Raw genomic sequence first — 14780 nt, 5'->3', positions numbered from 1 at the left:
GCACAACTCCAATAAAGGCTGCTGCCATGACCCCGCTTAAACTCGCCGTTGCATTCGGCGCACTCTCTGCTGCTTCCCACGCCATGGCCTGGGATTACGTACTCCTCGATACCAACAAGCCCGCGCAAAACTGGACGATCACCAGTGAGCAACTCGGGGTGAAAACCGCCAAACCTTTCTCCGTCAGCCTACGCACCTTGCACGGCGGGCGACAAGAAGGTGTCAGCATCGTCGATATCGATAACGGCACGATGAAACTCTCGGTGGTGCCGACCCGCGGCATGAATGTCTTGCAGGCGTCTGTCGGCAACGTGCGCATGGGTTGGGATTCGCCGGTCAAGGAAGTGGTCAACCCGGCCTTCATCGAACTCAATGGACGCGGTGGTCTGGGCTGGCTGGAAGGCTTCAATGAGCTGGTGACCCGCTGCGGTTACGAATGGGTCGGCCATCCCGGTATGGACAATGGCGAGTTGCTGACCCTGCACGGCCGCGCCGCCAACATCCCGGCCAGCACCGTCACGCTGCACATCGATGAAAAACCGCCCTACGCCATCAGTCTGCGCGGCGAACTGAAAGAACAGGCGTTCAAGAAAGTCGACTTCTCGGTCGTCACCGAACTGGTCACCGAGCCCGGCAGCGTGCGTTTCGCCCTCAACGATACGCTGACCAACAACGGTGATTATCCGAAGGAATACCAAGCGCTGTATCACAGCAACTTCAGCACGCCATTCCTCGAGCAGGGCGCGCGGTTCGCGGCGCCGGTGAAACAGGTCTCGCCGTTCAACGACAAGGCCAAAGCCGAGTTGGCGGACTGGCAGATTTATCGCGGTCCAACCAAGGATTACGACGAAACCGTCTACAACGTCGTGCCTTATGCGGACGCCAAAGGCGAAACCCTGGCCGTGCTGCATAACAAGGCCGGCAGCCTCGGTGTTTCTGTTGGCTTCAATACACAGCAGCTGCCGGTATTTTCTCTGTGGAAAAACACCGACACCCAAGGGCAGGGCTATGTCACGGGCCTTGAGCCGGGCACCAGTTTTTCCTACAACCGCCGCTATCAGCGGCCGCTGAATCTGGTGCCGACCATTGCGCCGAAGGCCAGTCAACAGTTTCAGATCAGCTACAGCCTGCTGGCAGATAAAGGCGCTGTAGATAACGCCTTGAAGCGTGTGAGCGAGATTCAGGCCGGGCGCGACACCGAAGTGCGGCAGACGCCGCTGGTTGATCTGACCGAGCATTAAGGCGTCGCCGGCCGATACTGCAGCGCCTCGGCCAGATGCTCACGACTGATTGCATCGACTTGCTCAAGGTCTGCCAGGGTTCTGGCGACCTTGAGCAGGCGATGGGCTGAGCGCAGTGACAAGGTCAGCCGTTCGCAGGCCGATTCCAGCCATTTCTCATCGGCCGTGGATAGCTTGCAGTGGCGTTTCAGTCCCGGCAGATCGAGAAAGGCATTGGCACAGGCCTGGCGTGTCAGTTGCCGTTCTCGCGCCTCGGCAACACGTTCCGCGGCAGTGGCGCTGTCTTCGCCCGGCTTCACCGTCGGATTCAACGCCGTCGCTTCCCGCGCCACCGTCAGGTGCAGATCGATCCGATCCAGCAACGGCCCCGAGAGCTTGTTGCGGTAGCGCTGCACCATGTCCGGTGTACACGAGCACTTGCCGCTCGGTTCGCCAAGATATCCACAGGGACAAGGATTCATTGCTGCGACCAACTGGAAACGTGCCGGAAAACGCACGCGATCCCTGGCTCGGGCGATCACGATGTGCCCGGACTCCAGCGGCTCGCGCAGCACTTCAAGCACCTTGCGATCAAACTCCGGCAGCTCGTCGAGAAACAGCACGCCGTGGTGGGCGAGGGTGATTTCGCCGGGTTGCGGTTTCGAGCTGCCACCGACCAGCGCCGGCCCGGAGGCCGAGTGGTGTGGCTGGCGAAAGGGCCGTTGCGGCCAATGGGTCAGTGGCACGCCGCTGGCCACCGATTGAATCGCCGCCACTTCCAGCGCCTCGCATTCGGAGAGCGGCGGCAGCAGCCCCGGCAAGCGACTTGCCAACAAGGTCTTGCCGGTTCCCGGTGGCCCACTGAACAACAGGTTGTGCGCGCCCGCCGCCGCAATCAGCAGCGCCCGTTTCGCGGCCATCTGTCCTTGCACTTCATTGAGGTCGGGATAAGGTTTCGCCGCATGGATAAGCCCGTCCGAGACATAAGGCTCGACCGGCGTGTGCCCGTTGAAATGCGCCACTGCTTCCAGCAGATGATCCACCGCAAACACCTTCAATCCCGAGGCCAGGCACGCTTCTTCGGCATTCGCCCGCGGCACCACCAGTGCCCGCCCGGCCTTGCGCGCCGCCAATGCCGCCGGCAACACCCCGCGTACCGGACGCACAGCGCCGGACAACGCCAATTCACCCAGGCATTCCACCTCATCCAGCGTCAGACACGGTACCTGCACACTCGCCGACAGAATCCCCAAGGCAATCGCCAGATCAAAGCGCCCGCCATCCTTGGGCAGATCCGCCGGCGCCAGATTCAAGGTGATCCGCCGCGCCGGAAACTGCAGCCCGGAATTGATGATCGCGCTGCGCACCCGATCCTTGCTCTCCTTCACCGCCGCTTCAGGCAGCCCGACCATGGTCAGCGAGGGCAGACCGTTGGCCAGATGGACTTCGACGGTAACGGCGGGCGCATCCACGCCAATCTGGGCGCGACTGTGGACGATGGAGAGGGACATGGTCGTTCCTTGAGCTGAATCGGGGAGCCGCTTCCTGCGGGTTTTTGAAGGGTAGTTGAGCCGGGTTTCAGTGCTGAAATAGAGGTTTACAAGACGTATCAAGACCCGATGGGCTGTCACTGCTTGCCTGAATTGGAGCGTTGACTCTCGTCCGGCATTGAAGGATCATCCCGTTCGAGGACTGCAACTGCGCATTCGTCGGGACTGGGCACCAGCAAAAGCTCCCCCGCATTTTTGGCAGCAGAGGAAGCTGGTTTCTCTGAAGTAGTGACGACGGGCTAGCCTGTCGGATTCTGAACCCAAGGCCGTAAAGCCCGGAGCTAAAGAATCGCTGCGACTACTCCTCAAAAAATACTTAAAAGGCGTCCATGGGACGCCTTTTTTTATTTCTGATTTGGCGGTGCTCGTGGTATCTGCCCCACTAACGTGCCATGTGCGCGTTTTTGCGGGTACCAAGTCACCACGAAATAACCAAATCCTATGGCGCGCTCGTGGCGCGGTTCAAGAATCAGTGTTCCCGTAGATGTCCTCAGTACCGCGACCCTGTTCCCACATCGCTGTTCTTTGAACTCACAATAGATTTGTGCTCCCGGGACGGTCATTTTCGCAACAATCGCTGCTACCCCATCGGCAGTCTGGCAACCATGCTTGAGCAAATCGGCACTATGGGCTTCCCAAATGTGCACTACGCCAAAACCACTATTCGCTCGACGGTGGATACCTACCCGCAGATAAATTTTCCCGCCTGGCAAGCCGAATTTTGGCATATCGGGGATCGTGCCAAAGATGTAACCACCATCTGGATGCTGAACCAGCGTGTTTTCTTTGAGCTTGAGCAAATCAGACAAGAGGGATCCAGAACCAGAGTGTCTGGCGATCGATGTGTATCGCCTGGAACTCGACGAATAGGATCGACCAGCGCAGGAGAAAGCCACCAGCCTAATCACAGCGAAGAACTCACGAAATCAGGCGCAGGCGCTGATTCTCGTAGGGTTATGCCCTAATAGTTGTAGGACGCCGGTGAAACGGTTTTGATGGTCTTGTTTTCCTTAATCGGATGCTCCAGTTTGGCCACTCACCGCAGCCTCTGGAGGCGAAAAATGGACCGCAATGATATGCGCCCGATTCATCCGGGCGAGGTTCTGAATAAGGAATTCATGCAGCCGTTGGGCATGACTGTCATGGATCTGGCCATGCCCACGAACTGGCCCGAAACCGAGATCGAAAAGCTTGTGAAATGCCAGCTCAGGATCTGCGCCGATCTGGCAATCAGCCTTGCCACTCATCTAAACACTACTCCTGAGTTCTGGATGAATCTCCAATCGACTTACGATTTGCGTCGGGCCCAGCTCCGGCATGCGGGTTTATAGCGATTGCAGCATCCGCTAAGCCCTTTTCCACCATGGACGCTTGGTCTGTTCCCGATCCACCACCATCAACGGCACATCCTGCAATCGAATCCACGGCTGATTATTCCAATGCAACAAACTCAACGTCATATCCGGCCAACTGAGCAGGCTCAGGTGTGGACGTTCGCTTGTGGTGGGGTGTTGGGCGTCGCGCAGGGTGGGGATGACCTGGTGGGTGAGCCATTCGCGCAGCGCTCGGTATTCGGGGCAGTAGTGGTAGACGAGGAGGGCGTAGATGCCGGATGCGCTGATCAGCAGGGTGTTTTCGATCTGGTTGTGGATCAGGGTTTTACGGGTCTGGTATTGGTCGGGGTCGAGTTTTCGCAGCATGCGTTCGTTGAGGTAGATGCGCAGCAGGCGGCTCAGGTCTCGGGCGCAGAACCAGGATTGGTTCTGGATGAGCAGGGCGGGAGGGGGAGTTTGTGGCGGGTGAAGGTGTGCGGGGTCAGATAAGTCTCTTCTTGATTCATTGAGCGGTTCCTCTTGCTTAAGGGGCTGCACTCAATCGTCGCCAAACGATTGGGTGGCAGTTGTACGCGGGTTGGCGAACCGGAGCAAAAGGAACCCGGCAGCCCCGAAGGTCTCCCACGCACTGCCGCCATGAAACGATGTAGCGGTAAATGTAGCCGCCATCATGGTTGTCGTGCGCCTTAAGCTGTCCAGGTCGCCAAACCCGGTGCTGAACATTCAGCATCGGGTGAGCTTAGAAACCTAGGCTTTTCGGCGCAATCGGACGGCGGTGGTGCAGGTTGTAGGACGTTGCCGGGATGGTTGAAGGGCTGGAGATCAAAAGATCGCAGCCTTCGGCAGCTCCTACAGGGGCGCGGATTATTCAGCGGATGGCGTCAGCTTGGCTTCCAGCTCGGCGACTTTGGCTTCAAGGCTTTCGAGGCGGGCGCGGGTGCGGGCCAACACAACCATCTGACTGTCAAATTCTTCGCGGCTGACCAGGTCGAGTTTGCTGAACGCACTCTGCAGCAGCATCTTGAACTGGCTTTCGATTTCCGCTTTAGGCAGCGGGGTGTCGCCGCTGAACAGGCGGGAGGCGGTGCCGCTCAGGGCGTCGAGGAAGTCTTTGGGCGCGAGCATGGAATGTGTCCTGTAAACAGTGGCGGGCAGTGTATCACGCAGTGTCTATATTCATTGACGCAGGCACGGATGCACGCTTTTCGCGCAGGCGGACGGACGGCAACGCACCGTTGTTGTGCGTAACCGTCGGGGCTTTTTTGCGCGGGCGCCTGTGGCAGCGACCAAGGGCTTGAAATCAGAGGAATTTGGCGAGATGGCAAGCTTTCTGCTTAGTCGGTAGTGACCCATGCACTGATGCAGTCGCTGTGACGAATGCAGTGCGGCAGGCGGGACGGGGAGTTTCGTCGGCAGCGGTTAGCTGGCGTCAGTCGGGCAGGTAGGGCCGACGATGCGTTACAAAGCCAGGCACTGCGCTTAGACTTGAGTCGGGTTTGTTTTCCTGGGGCAAGTCCACCAATTCGGGAGAGAGTTTCATGAAGCTAGTCACTGCCATCATCAAGCCGTTCAAGTTGGACGACGTGCGCGAGTCGCTGTCCGAAATCGGCGTGCAGGGCATTACCGTTACTGAAGTCAAAGGCTTCGGCCGGCAGAAGGGTCACACCGAGCTGTATCGCGGCGCGGAGTATGTGGTCGATTTTCTGCCCAAGGTGAAAATCGACGTTGCTATCGACGACAAGGATCTGGATCGGGTTATCGAGGCGATAACCAAGGCTGCCAACACCGGCAAGATCGGTGACGGCAAGATCTTCGTGGTCAATCTGGAACAGGCGATCCGCATCCGTACCGGCGAAACCGATACCGACGCGATCTAAACGCCGCCACAAACCCAACGCCCCAGGAGAAAACAATATGACTCTGCGTAAATTCGCAGGGCTAGGCGCCCTGTTGTCCATCGTAATGCCCGGCCTGGCTATGGCGGCAGATCCGGTGGCGCCTCCAGTCCTCAATTCCGGCGACACCGCCTGGATGCTGACCTCCACAGCCCTCGTGCTGTTCATGACCATTCCAGGCCTGGCGCTGTTCTACGGCGGCATGGTGCGGTCGAAAAACATCCTTTCCGTGATGATGCAGTGCTTCGCCATTACCGGTCTGATCAGCGTTCTGTGGGTCATTTATGGCTACAGCATCGCGTTCGACACCACCGGCATGGAGCAGGGCGTCGTCAACTTCAACTCGTTCTTCGGTGGCATGGGCAAGGCGTTCCTCGCCGGTGTCACGCCTTCAAGCCTGACCGGCCCTGCGGCGCTGTTCCCCGAGGCGGTGTTCATCACCTTCCAGATGACCTTCGCGATCATCACCCCGGCGCTGATTGTCGGTGCGTTCGCCGAACGGATGAAGTTTTCCGCGATGCTGATCTTCATGGGCGTGTGGTTCACCCTCGTCTATGCGCCGATCGCGCACATGGTCTGGTCCGGTAACGGCGGCCTGCTGTGGGACTGGGGCGTACTGGACTTCGCGGGCGGCACCGTGGTGCATATCAACGCCGGTATCGCCGGTCTGGTTGCGTGCCTGGTACTGGGCAAGCGTAAAGGCTTCCCGACCACCCCGATGGCACCGCACAACCTCGGTTACACCTTGATGGGTGCAGCGATGCTGTGGGTTGGCTGGTTCGGCTTCAACGCCGGTTCCGCTGCTGCGGCCAACGGCACCGCCGGCATGGCGATGCTGGTCACTCAGATTGCAACCGCTGCAGCGGCTCTGGGCTGGATGTTCGCGGAGTGGATCACCCACGGCAAACCAAGCGCACTGGGCATTGCTTCGGGTGTGGTTGCCGGTCTGGTGGCGATCACTCCGGCTGCCGGTACCGTGGGCCCGATGGGCGCACTGGTCATCGGTCTGGCGGCAGGCGTGGTGTGCTTCTTCTGCGCCACCACCCTCAAGCGTAAGCTCGGTTACGACGACTCCCTGGATGCCTTCGGCGTGCACGGTATCGGCGGTATCCTCGGTGCGATCCTCACCGGTGTGTTCGCTGCACCGTCGCTGGGTGGCTTCGGCACCGTCACCGACATCGCCGCTCAGGTATGGATTCAGTGCAAAGGCGTCGGCTTCACGGTGATCTACACCGCAATCGTCACCTTCATCATCCTCAAGGTCCTGGACGCCGTGATGGGTCTGCGTGTGACCGAGGAAGAAGAAGCAGTGGGTCTGGACCTGGCACAACACAACGAACGCGGCTACAACCTGTAAGTACGCGCATCGAAAAAACTTGCCCGGCTTGCCGGGCATTTTTTTGTCTGGAATTTGTCATTCAGGTAGTGGCTGAAAGGATTTTTCGTACGGCTTTGGTCGTGTTTACGACAAGCGTTTTTCTGCGGCCAATGGCTTACATCATTGCAGGAATATTAGGGCCTTTGTTTTTTCCCAGAGCGCGCTAGAATGCGCCCCGAACGTGCGGAGAACTGTATGTGGCAACAGACTCTGATAACCCTGCGGGCACGGCCCCGGGGCTTTCATCTGGTAACGGACGAGTTACTCGCCGGCCTGCCTGAACTCAAGGCGTGCCGGGTCGGTCTGTTGCATTTGTGGCTGCAGCATACCTCGGCGTCGTTGACCATCAACGAGAACGCCGATCCGGCGGTCCGTCGCGACTTCGAACGATTTTTCAATCGTCTGATCCCACAAGGAACAGACGGCTATGAGCATAACGACGAAGGCCTGGACGACCTCCCGGCGCACTTCAAGGCCAGCGTACTTGGCTGCCAGATCAGTCTGCCGGTTTCGGCAGGTCGCCTGGCACTGGGAACCTGGCAAGGCGTTTATCTGGGCGAGCACCGTGATCATGGCGGTGCCCGTAAAGTCCTCGCCACCTTGCACGGTGAAGGGGCGTAAACCGTTGGTCACCAGCGGTTACCGATTTTTTTACGGCGACTTTCGACAGTCGCCAAAGCTGGTCTATAACTAATCTGCTTTTCGCAAGTCATGAGGTAGAACATGAGCGACGATGATCTGGAAAACGACGACCTCGAAGTAGGCGACGAAGACGAGGCCGAGGAAGGCCTGGAAGCAGCAGCGGAAGACGTTGCTGACGACGATGGCGGTGACGATACGCCGGCCCCGGCTGCCAAAGGCAAAGCCAAGGCTGCGGTGTCGGTCGACGAGTTGCCGAGCATCGAAGCCAAGAACAAGGAGCGCGACGCCCTGGCCAAGGCCATGGAAGAATTCCTTGCGCGCGGTGGCAAGGTGCAGGAAGTGGAGGCCAACGTGGTCGCCGATCCGCCCAAGAAGCCGGACAACAAGTACGGCAGCCGCCCTATCTGAAGCGTGCTACCTGCTTGCTGAAAAAGCCCGCCGTCGCTGCGGGCTTTTTCATGCCTGAAACAAAAGCGCTGGTTCACTGCGACATTGTGGCGAGGGAGCTTGCTCCCGCTGGGTCGCGAAGCGACCCCAAAATCTGCAGGCGCAGTTTTTCAGGAATATTGTGTTGGCTGGTTTTACGACTGCTGCGCAGCCGAGCGGGAGCAAGCTCCCTCGCCACAAAAAAAGCGGTTGAGTGTCAGGTGGCGAGGGCATTCCAACGGGCGAGCACGGCTGGCAAGTCGGTCAGGCTGCGGATCTCCGCATCCGGCAGCCGCTCGGCTTCCCAGACCTTGCCCGTCGGGTTGAACCAGACCGCGCGCATGCCCGCCTGCTGCGCCCCGGCAATGTCATCGCCGGGATGATCGCCAATGTGCACGGCCGCTTCAGCACTCACACCGCCGCGCTGCAACGCCTCGTTAAACAAGCGCGCATCCGGTTTGGCGATACCGATGTCTTCGGCGCACAACGCAAACTTGAAGTAATCCGCCAGGCCCAGCCGACGCACGTCGGCGTTGCCGTTGGTGACCACGCCGAGGGCGTAATGGTTGGCGAGGATTTCCAGGGTTGGTTCGACTTCGGGAAATACCGTGATCTGATGCCGTGCATGCAGGAACACTTCGAAGCTCTTGTCCGCCAGCTCGGAAGCTTCGCCATGGGCGTAGCCAGCGTCTTCCAGTGCGTGGAACAGCACCCGCCGGCGCAACGCACTGATGCGATGCTTGAGGCCCGGTTCGCTGGCCAGAACCCGCTCGCGGATCGCCCACAGATGCTCGACCGGCACCGCGCCCAGATTCGGTGCGTGTTCGCTCAGCCATTCGCGCAATACCGCTTCGGCGCTGACGATCACCGGGGCGGTGTCCCACAAGGTGTCGTCGAGGTCGAAGGTGATCAACTGGATGTTCATGAATCGTCGCCTTTGCTGCGTTTGGCCCGTGGGTGGGCGCTGTCGTAGACCGCCGCCAGGTGCTGGAAGTCCAGGTGGGTGTAGATCTGCGTGGTCTTGATGTCCGAGTGGCCGAGCAATTCCTGCACCGCGCGCAGGTCCTGCGAGGATTCCAGCAAGTGGCTGGCGAAGGAATGCCGCAGCATGTGCGGGTGCAGGTTCTGCCCCAACTCGCGCTCGCCGGCCAGTTTCACCCGCACCTGAATCGCCCGTGGGCCGAGGCGCCGACCTTGCTGGCTGACGAATACGGCGTCGTCGGCCGGGTTGGTCATGGCCCGCATCGGCAGCCATTGTTCCAGTGCTTCGCGCGCCTTTTTGCCGACCGGCAGCAGGCGGGTCTTGCTGCCCTTGCCGAGCACCTGAACCATGCCGTCGGCCAGATCCAGCTGATCGAGATTGAGCCCGGTCAGCTCGGACAGGCGCAGGCCCGAGGAATAGAACAATTCGAGAATCGCCTGATCGCGACGGGCGAGAAAGTCGTCCTCGACCGCACCTTCAAGCAGTTGCAATGCGCGGTCAGTGTCGAGGGTTTTCGGCAAGCGCCGTTCGCCTTTTGGCGGCGCCAGACCGGTCGCCGGGTCGTGATCGCACAGGCCTTCGCGATTCAGATAGTGATAGAGCCCGCGCACTGCCGAGAGCAATCGGGCAAGACTGCGTGACGACTGGCCCTGAGCATGCAGGCGGGCGATCAGGCTGCGCAGACGCTGAATATCCAGCGCCGCCCAACTGCCGATGTTCTGCTTGAGGCACCAGCCGAGGACTTTATCGAGGTCGCGGCGGTAAGCCGACAGGGTGTGCGGCGACACCTGTCGCTCACTGCGCAGGTGTTCGCAGTAAGCGTCCAGTTGTCGTTCCATGCTCAGCGTACCGAGCGCAGGGAGCTGTTGACCCGTGGCAGCACGCGGCCCATGACTTCGGCGATGTAGCTGAGAAACAGCGTGCCGACCGAACTCTTGTAGTGCTGCGGATCACGGCTGGCGATCGCCAGAATGCCGTGGATGCCTTGATGGCTGACCGCAACCACCGCCGTCGAGCCGATCTGCTTGCGCTGTTCTTCGCCGAACAGGAAGTCCAGCTCATGTTCGCGCAGGGTACCGCTGACACTTTTGCCTTCGGTGAGCAGGCCACCGATGGCGGTTTGCGCGTCGGCGTGGGTCACCCAGCGGCCAACCGGTGCCGGGTTGTCGCCGAGCAGGATCAGGCTGACAAAGGGCACCTGAAAGTCCTGGCGCAGGCTGTCTTCGACGCTGATCACCACGTCTTCCAGGCTGGCGGCGTCCATCAGCGACAGGATCAGGCGGCGGGTCTTGTCGAACAGCCGGTCGTTGTCGCGGGCGACGTCCATCAACTGCGAGAGGCGATGACGCATCTCGATGTTGCGGTCGCGCAGGATGCTCATCTGCCGCTCGACCAGCGAAACGGTGTCACCGCGCTGGTGGGGAATGCGCATGGCGGGCAGCAGTTCTTCGTGCTCGACGAAGAAGTCCGGATGAGCCTCCAGGTATGCGGCAACCGCTGCCGCCTCCAGGCTCTCGGACGCTGATTCGTCGGACTGTCGGGCGGGTACCTGAGGCTTGTCGGTCATGGTTTCTGCTCACTCAAAGACGCACTTGTCCTTCGTATACACGCACTGCCGGGCCGGTCATCAGCACCGGATGGCCAGGGCCTGCCCATTCAATGGACAGACGCCCGCCGGGCAGGTCGATCAACAGTGGCGAATCCATCCACCCCTGGCTGATTGCTGCGACAGCCGCAGCGCAAGCGCCGGTGCCGCAGGCCTGGGTTTCCCCGGCGCCGCGTTCCCAGACGCGCAACTGCGCGCGGTTGCGGTCGATGACCTGGAGGAAACCGACGTTGACCCGTGCCGGAAAGCGCGGATGGTGTTCGATTTTCGGCCCCAGTTCATGCACCGGTGCATTGTTGATGTCCTGTACGCGCAGCACCGCATGGGGGTTGCCCATTGACACAGCGGCCAGTTCGACGGTGGTGCCGTCGACTTCCAGCTGATAGCTGCTGGCCTGCGCCGGTGCGTCGAACGGAATATCCGCCGGCACCAGACGCGGCGCACCCATGTTCACCCCGATCTGGCCGTCGTTACGCACGTCCAGCTCGATGATGCCGCCCTTGGTCTCGACGCGAATCTGCCGCTTGGCGGTCAGGCGCTTGTCCAGAACGAAGCGGGCGAAGCAGCGTGCACCGTTGCCGCACTGTTCCACTTCCGAGCCATCGGAGTTGAAGATCCGGTAACGGAAATCCACGTCCGGATTGCTCGGCGCTTCGACGATCAGCAATTGGTCGAAACCGATACCGGTGTGCCGGTCGCCCCATTGCTTGGCGTGCTTGGGCTGAATATGCGCGTGCTGGCTGACCAGGTCGAGAACCATGAAGTCATTGCCCAGGCCGTGCATTTTGGTAAAACGCAGCAGCATGGGTTACTCCGGCAGCAGGCTTTCGCCGGCAAACAGCTCAGCCACGGTTTCGCGGCGGCGCACTTCAAAAACCTGATCACCGTCTACCAACACTTCAGCGGCACGGCCACGGGTGTTGTAGTTGGAACTCATCACGAAGCCGTAGGCACCGGCCGAATGCACGGCCAGCAGGTCGCCTTCTTCCAGCGCCAGCTCACGATCCTTGGCGAGGAAATCGCCGGTTTCGCAGATCGGGCCGACGATGTCGTATTTGCGCGCAGCGGAGTCACGCGGTTTGATCGCAGTGACGTCCATCCAGGCCTGATACAGCGCCGGGCGGATCAGGTCGTTCATCGCTGCGTCGACGATGGCGAAATCCTTGTGTTCGGTGTGCTTGAGGTACTCGACCTGGGTCAGCAGCACGCCGGCGTTGGCGACGATGAAACGACCCGGTTCGAACACCAGCGCCAAGTCACGGCCGTTCAGACGCTCGCGCACAGCCTTGATGTAGTCGCCGGCCAGTGGCGGCTCTTCATCGCGATACCGCACGCCCAGGCCACCACCGAGATCGATGTGGCGCAGGTGGATGCCGCAATCACCGAGGCGGTCGACCAGATCGAGCAGGCGGTCTAGAGCATCGAGGAACGGTGGCAGCGTGGTCAATTGCGAACCGATGTGGCAATCGACGCCGATCACTTCCAGGTTCGGCAGGTGCGCGGCACGCACGTACACGTCTTCGGCGTCGGCAATGGCGATGCCGAACTTGTTCTCTTTGAGACCGGTGGAAATGTACGGGTGGGTACCGGCATCGACGTCCGGGTTGACGCGCAACGAGATCGGCGCGCGAACGCCCAGTTCGGCAGCCACGACTTGCAGGCGCTCGAGTTCGTCGGTGGATTCGACGTTGAAGCAGTGCACGCCGACTTCCAGCGCGCGACGCATGTCGTCACGGGTCTTGCCGACGCCGGAGAACACGATCTTGTCGGCACTGCCGCCAGCGGCCAGTACGCGTTCCAGCTCGCCACGGGAAACGATGTCGAAACCGGCGCCGAGACGGGCCAGGACATTCAGCACGCCGAGGTTGGAGTTGGCCTTGACGGCGTAGCAGACCAGGTGCGGCATGCCGGCCAGGGCATCGGCGTAGGCCAGATACTGGGCTTCGATGTGCGCACGCGAGTAGACATAGGTGGGCGTGCCGAAGCGGTCGGCGATGGCGGACAGCGCCACACTTTCCGCGAACAGCTCCCCGCCACGGTAGTTAAAAGCGTCCATGGCGATCCCTTATTGGTAAACGTCGTGCTTGTGTGCTTTGGACGGCTGCTTCTGCGAAGACTGGGCTTGCTCGGCCGGGTCCTGATCGTCATCCGGCAGGTACAGCGGGCCTTTTTGACCACAGGCCGAAACGAGGCAGGCAACCGCGACGAGCGCAGCAAGGGAAGAGATCAGGCGCTTCATGGCGAAATCCTTGAAAATGCGTTAATTGCGCCGGAGTATACCGGCCACCCGGCAGCTTGCCTATGCGAGGGGGTTCCCGTCCGGCGGGGCTCCCTGAATACGCCTGGAGCCTTGTGGGAGCGAGCCTGCTCGCGAAGACGCCGGCACATCCGATATGTTTACTGCCAGACACACCGCTATTCGCGAGCAAGCTCGCTCCCACAGGGTTCGGTGTTGATGGGCCGGCAGGTGCTTGGTCGTTAATCTTTGCAATCGGCCGGCAGCGTCCGTATCTTGCGGCGCTTGAGCCTGAGCAGACATTTTTTGAGGTTGCCACAATGAGTTTGTCCGAAGCGCGTTTCCACGATCTGGTCGATGCCACCCAGCAGGCGTTGGAAGAGTTGCTGGAGGATCATGCCGACGATATCGAGATCACGGCCGGCATGATGACCATCAAGTTCGATAACGGCAGCCAGCTGATCATCAGTCGTCAGGAGCCGCTGCGTCAGCTGTGGCTGGCGGCGCGTTCCGGTGGATTCCATTTCGACTACGACGAAGAGTCGGGCAAATGGAGTTGCGAGAAGTCCGAAGAGTTGCTCGGTGAAGTACTGGCTCGTTGTGTCCAGGACCAGGCCGGCCTCGAGCTGGATTTCGAAGAGATCTGATCGTGACCGAGGCTGCCCCGCGTCCCCCGAAGCCGCTCTATAGCAACGTCAGCCCGGCCGTGCCGTCGCCGTGCACCGGCGTGTGCCGGCTGGATGAGCAGAAGGTTTGCCTCGGCTGTGCACGGCATGTCGAAGACATTCGCGAGTGGCGCTCGGCCGATGATGAGCGCCGGCGGGTGATCGTAGCGCAGGCCGCCAAGCGCAAAGCGACTTCCCTGTAGGAGCTGCCGAAGGCTGCGATCTTTTGATCTTGCTCCTTTAAAAGCAAAGATCGCAGCCTGCGGCAGCTCCTACAGGGTTAGCGGGTTGCCGGGTGGGTGACTTGTATATTTTTTGAGCTGTGATAGTGTCCGAACACGCCTCAACCCATCGAGGCCTGGTGAAAACCCCGTCTTTTTTGGCGGGGTTTTGCTTTTTTTGTGTGCAGAAGAAAGGAGTCTGCCCGGATCATGACCGCACCTTCCATCACCCTTACCCGTCTGGACGTACAACGTCTGGAGCGCCTGATCGACAGCCTGGATGACACGCTGCCGGGCGTGATCGCGCTGCAAACCGAACTGGACCGCGCCGATACACTGGTCGGTCACGATGAAGTGCCCGCTGATGTCGTGACAATGAATTCCCGCGTGCACTGCCGCGAAGAAGGCAGTGGCAAGGACTATCACCTGACGCTGGTCTATCCCAAGGATGCCAACGCCGACGAGGGCAAGATCTCGATCCTCGCACCGGTCGGCAGCGCGTTGCTGGGCCTGAAAGTCGGTCAGCACATCGATTGGCCGGCGCCCGGCGGCAAGACCCTGAAACTGACCTTGCTGGAAGTTGAATCGCAGCCGGCCAACGGCGGTGAATTCCGCGAGTGACCCA

The 14780-nt window shown here is 60.4% G+C and carries 18 protein-coding genes and 1 pseudogene; 9 read left to right on the top strand and 10 right to left on the bottom strand.

The annotated features are described in order from the left end of the window. Nucleotides 1-26: 26 nt before the first annotated feature. Nucleotides 27-1241 carry an aldose 1-epimerase family protein gene (locus tag LOY52_RS26240; RefSeq protein ID WP_258677238.1) on the top strand — a complete coding sequence of 405 codons (1215 nt, stop codon included), beginning with the start codon at nucleotides 27-29 and terminating at the stop codon, nucleotides 1239-1241. On the opposite strand, the gene LOY52_RS26235 is transcribed toward LOY52_RS26240, so the two are convergent. Both LOY52_RS26235 and LOY52_RS26230 read right to left on the bottom strand, forming a co-directional pair. After that, a complete protein-coding gene (locus tag LOY52_RS26235; protein ID WP_258677236.1) occupies nucleotides 1238-2731 on the bottom strand; it encodes a YifB family Mg chelatase-like AAA ATPase in 1494 nt (497 codons plus the stop codon). The two genes, LOY52_RS26240 and LOY52_RS26235, sit on opposite strands and share 4 nt — an antisense overlap. A gap of 383 nt (nucleotides 2732-3114) precedes the next feature. Beyond that, nucleotides 3115-3579, bottom strand: a complete 465-nt coding sequence (locus LOY52_RS26230) for a hypothetical protein (RefSeq protein WP_258677234.1) — start codon at nucleotides 3577-3579, stop codon at nucleotides 3115-3117. A gap of 252 nt (nucleotides 3580-3831) precedes the next feature. Between LOY52_RS26230 and LOY52_RS26225 the strand changes: the two genes are divergently transcribed. Further along, nucleotides 3832-4101 carry a HigA family addiction module antitoxin gene (locus LOY52_RS26225; protein ID WP_258677232.1) on the top strand — a complete coding sequence of 90 codons (270 nt, stop codon included), beginning with the start codon at nucleotides 3832-3834 and terminating at the stop codon, nucleotides 4099-4101. A gap of 15 nt (nucleotides 4102-4116) precedes the next feature. Here the strand turns inward: LOY52_RS26225 and LOY52_RS26220 are convergent. Then, nucleotides 4117-4610 (bottom strand): annotated as a pseudogene (locus LOY52_RS26220) (Bro-N domain-containing protein). Nucleotides 4611-4968: 358 nt separating this feature from the next. Continuing rightward, the gene (locus LOY52_RS26215) at nucleotides 4969-5229 is read right to left on the bottom strand and encodes an accessory factor UbiK family protein (RefSeq protein ID WP_039765256.1); all 261 of its coding nucleotides are present in this window, start codon (nucleotides 5227-5229) and stop codon (nucleotides 4969-4971) included. Between the two features lie 413 nt (nucleotides 5230-5642). Here LOY52_RS26215 and glnK point away from each other — a divergent pair, with 413 nt between their 5' ends. From glnK to sutA, 4 genes are all read left to right on the top strand, one after another. Beyond that, nucleotides 5643-5981 carry a P-II family nitrogen regulator gene (glnK, locus tag LOY52_RS26210; protein WP_002555808.1) on the top strand — a complete coding sequence of 113 codons (339 nt, stop codon included), beginning with the start codon at nucleotides 5643-5645 and terminating at the stop codon, nucleotides 5979-5981. Between the two features lie 37 nt (nucleotides 5982-6018). Continuing rightward, complete coding sequence (locus LOY52_RS26205; protein WP_258677227.1) at nucleotides 6019-7356, top strand: ammonium transporter; 1338 nt, start codon at nucleotides 6019-6021, stop codon at nucleotides 7354-7356. Nucleotides 7357-7572: 216 nt separating this feature from the next. Beyond that, nucleotides 7573-7998 carry a secondary thiamine-phosphate synthase enzyme YjbQ gene (locus LOY52_RS26200; RefSeq protein ID WP_003229414.1) on the top strand — a complete coding sequence of 142 codons (426 nt, stop codon included), beginning with the start codon at nucleotides 7573-7575 and terminating at the stop codon, nucleotides 7996-7998. Between the two features lie 102 nt (nucleotides 7999-8100). After that, nucleotides 8101-8427 carry a transcriptional regulator SutA gene (gene sutA, locus LOY52_RS26195; protein WP_007964546.1) on the top strand — a complete coding sequence of 109 codons (327 nt, stop codon included), beginning with the start codon at nucleotides 8101-8103 and terminating at the stop codon, nucleotides 8425-8427. Nucleotides 8428-8662: 235 nt separating this feature from the next. Here sutA and LOY52_RS26190 read toward each other — a convergent pair whose 3' ends face one another. From LOY52_RS26190 to lptM, 6 genes are read right to left on the bottom strand one after another with little or no spacing between them, the layout of a single operon-like run. Continuing rightward, nucleotides 8663-9370, bottom strand: coding sequence for an HAD family hydrolase (locus LOY52_RS26190; protein ID WP_258677224.1), 708 nt, complete (start codon nucleotides 9368-9370; stop codon nucleotides 8663-8665). Beyond that, a complete protein-coding gene (xerC, locus tag LOY52_RS26185; RefSeq protein WP_258677223.1) occupies nucleotides 9367-10266 on the bottom strand; it encodes a tyrosine recombinase XerC in 900 nt (299 codons plus the stop codon). The genes LOY52_RS26190 and xerC overlap by 4 nt, the downstream gene beginning before the upstream one ends. 2 nt (nucleotides 10267-10268) lie before the next feature. Continuing rightward, nucleotides 10269-10994 carry a DUF484 family protein gene (locus LOY52_RS26180; protein WP_097089519.1) on the bottom strand — a complete coding sequence of 242 codons (726 nt, stop codon included), beginning with the start codon at nucleotides 10992-10994 and terminating at the stop codon, nucleotides 10269-10271. Nucleotides 10995-11007: 13 nt separating this feature from the next. Continuing rightward, the gene (gene dapF / locus LOY52_RS26175) at nucleotides 11008-11838 is read right to left on the bottom strand and encodes a diaminopimelate epimerase (RefSeq protein ID WP_139055128.1); all 831 of its coding nucleotides are present in this window, start codon (nucleotides 11836-11838) and stop codon (nucleotides 11008-11010) included. A gap of 3 nt (nucleotides 11839-11841) precedes the next feature. Further along, nucleotides 11842-13089, bottom strand: a complete 1248-nt coding sequence (gene lysA / locus LOY52_RS26170; protein WP_258677218.1) for a diaminopimelate decarboxylase — start codon at nucleotides 13087-13089, stop codon at nucleotides 11842-11844. Nucleotides 13090-13098: 9 nt separating this feature from the next. Beyond that, a complete protein-coding gene (lptM, locus tag LOY52_RS26165; protein ID WP_007911098.1) occupies nucleotides 13099-13272 on the bottom strand; it encodes an LPS translocon maturation chaperone LptM in 174 nt (57 codons plus the stop codon). A gap of 317 nt (nucleotides 13273-13589) precedes the next feature. Here lptM and cyaY point away from each other — a divergent pair, with 317 nt between their 5' ends. The 3 genes from cyaY to rnk all read left to right on the top strand — a co-directional run bounded on the left by cyaY (nucleotide 13590) and on the right by rnk (nucleotide 14776). Beyond that, nucleotides 13590-13916 carry an iron donor protein CyaY gene (gene cyaY / locus LOY52_RS26160; RefSeq protein WP_007964535.1) on the top strand — a complete coding sequence of 109 codons (327 nt, stop codon included), beginning with the start codon at nucleotides 13590-13592 and terminating at the stop codon, nucleotides 13914-13916. 2 nt (nucleotides 13917-13918) lie between these two features. Next, the gene (locus LOY52_RS26155; RefSeq protein WP_258677213.1) at nucleotides 13919-14137 is read left to right on the top strand and encodes a DUF1289 domain-containing protein; all 219 of its coding nucleotides are present in this window, start codon (nucleotides 13919-13921) and stop codon (nucleotides 14135-14137) included. 228 nt (nucleotides 14138-14365) lie between these two features. Further along, the gene (gene rnk / locus LOY52_RS26150) at nucleotides 14366-14776 is read left to right on the top strand and encodes a nucleoside diphosphate kinase regulator (RefSeq protein WP_047596730.1); all 411 of its coding nucleotides are present in this window, start codon (nucleotides 14366-14368) and stop codon (nucleotides 14774-14776) included. Nucleotides 14777-14780: the final 4 nt, after the last annotated feature.

The organism is Pseudomonas sp. B21-051 (assembly GCF_024748795.1).
Taxonomy (GTDB): domain Bacteria; phylum Pseudomonadota; class Gammaproteobacteria; order Pseudomonadales; family Pseudomonadaceae; genus Aquipseudomonas; species Aquipseudomonas putida_A.
Note: the sequence above shows the minus strand (reverse complement) of the source record. Positions and strands in the feature narration are given on the sequence as shown.

Bases quoted from the DNA above. Each gene is read 5' to 3' on its own strand.
- xerC (WP_258677223.1), bottom strand. From the start codon at position 10,266: ATGGAACGACAACTGGACGCTTACTGCGAACACCTGCGCAGTGAGCGA.
- LOY52_RS26200 (WP_003229414.1), top strand. From the start codon at position 7,573: ATGTGGCAACAGACTCTGATAACCCTGCGGGCACGGCCCCGGGGCTTT.
- glnK (WP_002555808.1), top strand. From the start codon at position 5,643: ATGAAGCTAGTCACTGCCATCATCAAGCCGTTCAAGTTGGACGACGTG.
- LOY52_RS26205 (WP_258677227.1), top strand. From the start codon at position 6,019: ATGACTCTGCGTAAATTCGCAGGGCTAGGCGCCCTGTTGTCCATCGTA.
- LOY52_RS26180 (WP_097089519.1), bottom strand. From the start codon at position 10,994: ATGACCGACAAGCCTCAGGTACCCGCCCGACAGTCCGACGAATCAGCG.
- LOY52_RS26240 (WP_258677238.1), top strand. From the start codon at position 27: ATGACCCCGCTTAAACTCGCCGTTGCATTCGGCGCACTCTCTGCTGCT.
- rnk (WP_047596730.1), top strand. From the start codon at position 14,366: ATGACCGCACCTTCCATCACCCTTACCCGTCTGGACGTACAACGTCTG.
- LOY52_RS26225 (WP_258677232.1), top strand. From the start codon at position 3,832: ATGGACCGCAATGATATGCGCCCGATTCATCCGGGCGAGGTTCTGAAT.
- LOY52_RS26215 (WP_039765256.1), bottom strand. From the start codon at position 5,229: ATGCTCGCGCCCAAAGACTTCCTCGACGCCCTGAGCGGCACCGCCTCC.
- LOY52_RS26190 (WP_258677224.1), bottom strand. From the start codon at position 9,370: ATGAACATCCAGTTGATCACCTTCGACCTCGACGACACCTTGTGGGAC.
- LOY52_RS26235 (WP_258677236.1), bottom strand. From the start codon at position 2,731: ATGTCCCTCTCCATCGTCCACAGTCGCGCCCAGATTGGCGTGGATGCG.
- dapF (WP_139055128.1), bottom strand. From the start codon at position 11,838: ATGCTGCTGCGTTTTACCAAAATGCACGGCCTGGGCAATGACTTCATG.
- lysA (WP_258677218.1), bottom strand. From the start codon at position 13,089: ATGGACGCTTTTAACTACCGTGGCGGGGAGCTGTTCGCGGAAAGTGTG.
- lptM (WP_007911098.1), bottom strand. From the start codon at position 13,272: ATGAAGCGCCTGATCTCTTCCCTTGCTGCGCTCGTCGCGGTTGCCTGC.
- cyaY (WP_007964535.1), top strand. From the start codon at position 13,590: ATGAGTTTGTCCGAAGCGCGTTTCCACGATCTGGTCGATGCCACCCAG.
- sutA (WP_007964546.1), top strand. From the start codon at position 8,101: ATGAGCGACGATGATCTGGAAAACGACGACCTCGAAGTAGGCGACGAA.